The 2,740-nt window shown below is 71.4% G+C and carries 3 protein-coding genes; all 3 read right to left on the bottom strand.

Annotated features, from left to right (window positions below; all coding sequences use genetic code 11):
• On the bottom strand, positions 1-1,026 hold a 1,026-nt coding region (locus tag VJR25_RS10785; protein ID WP_324114973.1), incomplete at its 3' end, for an aldehyde dehydrogenase family protein.
• A gap of 58 nt (positions 1,027-1,084) precedes the next feature.
• A complete protein-coding gene (locus VJR25_RS10780) occupies positions 1,085-2,443 on the bottom strand; it encodes an NAD(P)/FAD-dependent oxidoreductase (RefSeq protein WP_324114972.1) in 1,359 nt (452 codons plus the stop codon).
• A gap of 14 nt (positions 2,444-2,457) precedes the next feature.
• Positions 2,458-2,740, bottom strand: a 283-nt coding sequence (locus VJR25_RS10775; protein WP_324114971.1) for an aminotransferase class III-fold pyridoxal phosphate-dependent enzyme, incomplete at its 5' end; no start/stop codon positions are given.

Raw genomic sequence — 2,740 nt, 5'->3', positions numbered from 1 at the left:
GACGGCGTCGGTGTCGATGAGCGGGCCGATGTTGACGTCTTCTTCGGTGCCGCGGCCGATCTTCATGCCGTTCACGCGCTCGGTGACCTTGCGGGCGAACTCCTCCGCGACCGACTCGTGCACGATGAAGCGGTTCGCCGCGGTGCACGCCTGGCCGATGTTGCGGAACTTCGCGAGCATCGCGCCGTCCACGGCCTTGTCGATGTCGGCGTCCTCGAACACGACGAACGGGGCGTTGCCGCCCAGTTCCATCGACACCCGCAGCACGCCCTCGGCGGCCTGCGCGATCAGGCGCCGGCCGACCTCGGTCGAGCCGGTGAACGACAGCTTGCGCAGCCGCGGGTCGGCGATGATCGGCGCGGAGACCTTGCCGCTGGTCGAGGTCGGGATGACGTTCACGACACCCTTCGGCAGGCCCGCCTCTTCGAGCAGCTGCACGAAGAAGATCGTCGACAGCGGGGTCAGTGCCGGGGGCTTGATCACCACCGTGCAGCCGGCGGCCAGCGCCGGGGCGATCTTGCGGGTCGCCATCGCCAGCGGGAAGTTCCACGGGGTGATGAAGAACGACGGGCCCACCGGACGCTGCGACACCACCATGTGGCCGGTGCCCTCCGGGTTCATCCCGTACCGGCCGGAGATCCGCACCGCCTCCTCGCTGAACCAGCGCACGAACTCGCCGCCGTACGCGACCTCGCCGCGGGCCTCGGCCAGCGGCTTGCCCATCTCGAGGGTCATCAGCAGCGCGGCATCCTCCTTGCGCTCCTGCAGCAGCTCCCACGCACGGCGCAGGATGTTGCTGCGCACCCGGGCCGGGGTGTTCGCCCACTCCTCCTGCGCGGCCACGGCCGCGTCCAGGGCCTTGATGCCGTCGGTCGGCGACGCGTCGGCGATCGTGCGGATGACCTCGTTCGTCGACGGGTCGTGCACGTCGAGGGTGCGGCCACCCTCGGCCTCGACCCACTCGCCGCCGATGAACAGACCGGTCTTGACCTGCTCCAGCAGCGCCGTCTCGTTCGCAGCAGTCATAAGGGATTCCTTTCGGGTCGGATCGCGACACGGGCCGCGATCGGAAGGGAGGTCGGGGTCACGAACGTGCCCGCTCGATGATGGTCTCGGCGACGTCGCGACCGATCCGGATCGCGCCGTCGACGTGCTGGAAGCCGATTCCGGCCAGATCGCTCGCGGCGAAATGGACGGGACCGACCGGGGTGCGCAGGTCCGCACCGTAACGGTGCAGCCCGCCGAGGTCGAAGCTCGCGGCGAACGCGCCGCGAGTCCACTCCTCCGCGGCCCAGTCGCTCTCGTGGTAGACGACGGGCTCGGCCGCCTCGGCCCCGAAGTACCGGGCGAGCGAGTCGAGGATCCGCTCGCGCCGCTCGGCCGGCTCGAGGCGGAACAACTCGTCGGCGTTCACGTCGGACACGAAACCGGTGAGCGTGCCCTGCGCGTCGCCGTGGTTGGTGTTGTCGTAGGCCGCGTGCACGAGCTCGTACGGGCTGAACGCGGTGCCGGACAGACCCTGCTCGCGCCAGAACGGCCGGTCGTACACGGCGTGCACCTTGATGGCCGAGCCCATCGACAGGTGCTGGTGCAGCTGCTGCTGCAGGCGCGGCAGCGGCGGGTGGAAGGTGAGCCGCTCGTGCAGCACGGGCGGGTAGGCGAGCACGGCCCAGCGGGCATGGACGGTGACCGTCGCGGCGACGGCCGAGACGCCGGCATCCGTCCACTGCAGCGCGCGCACCGGCTGCTCGAGCAGCACGTCGTCGCCGAGGCGCTCGGCCAGCAGCAGCGGGACCTGCTGCAGGCCGCCGATCACGCGACGGTCGAGGATGACGTCCGCGTCGACGAGGTTCGCGAACCCGCCCACGGACGCCGCCGTCTGCAGAGCCTGCAGCAGCGAGAACGCGTGCGCGGGCTTGGTGAGCAGGGCTGCGGCGACGACGAGGGCGATCGCGTCGGATGCCTCCCGGTCGGAGGTGGCGCCGCGCAGCCACTGCTGGAACGAGATCTCGTCGAGGTGGGCGGCGTGTGCGGCATCCCACGGAGCGGCGGGATCCACTCCGGCGGCGAGCTCCTCGAGACGCGCCATGATCGCGTCCATCTCGGCGCGCGTGGACTGCGCCACCGGGAAGGCGTCGCCGCTGAACCGGGCGGCGACGCCGTCGCGACCGATGTACACGCTGTCGCCGGCACGATGCCGCGGGGAGGTCTCGAGGCCGAGATCGGCGATCACCTGCAGCAGGGCGTCCTGGTGGGACGACACCCATTGACCGCCGATCTCCAGCATCGCGCCGTCGATCGTGTCGGTCCACAGGCGCCCGCCCACCCGGTCGCGCGCTTCGAGCACCGCGACGGACAGGCCCGCCCTCCGGAGCTCGTTCGCCGCCGTGGTGCCGGCGACGCCGGCACCCACGACGACGACATCGCGTGTGATCTCGAGCAATTGGCCCTCTGCCGTCAGCTGTGCGCCAGCGCGTCGGCGACGACGTCCAGGCCCTCGCGCAGCAGCTCGTCGGAGATCGACAGCGGCGGGAGGAAGCGGATGACGTTGCCGAACGTGCCGCAGGTGAGGACGACGACGCCCTCCGCGATGCACTTCTTGGCGACAGCGGCGGTGAGCGCGGCATCCGGCTCGCCGGTGGTCGGGTCGACGAACTCGGCGGCGACCATCGCACCGCGGCCGCGCACGTCGCCGACGCGCGGGTCGGCGGCCTGCAGCTCGCGCAGACGCGGGATGAGG

Source organism: Microbacterium sp. (assembly GCF_035277845.1).
Classification (GTDB): domain Bacteria; phylum Actinomycetota; class Actinomycetes; order Actinomycetales; family Microbacteriaceae; genus Microbacterium.
The sequence above is the reverse complement of the archived record's forward strand: the minus strand, read 5'-3'. Positions and strand labels throughout refer to the sequence as shown.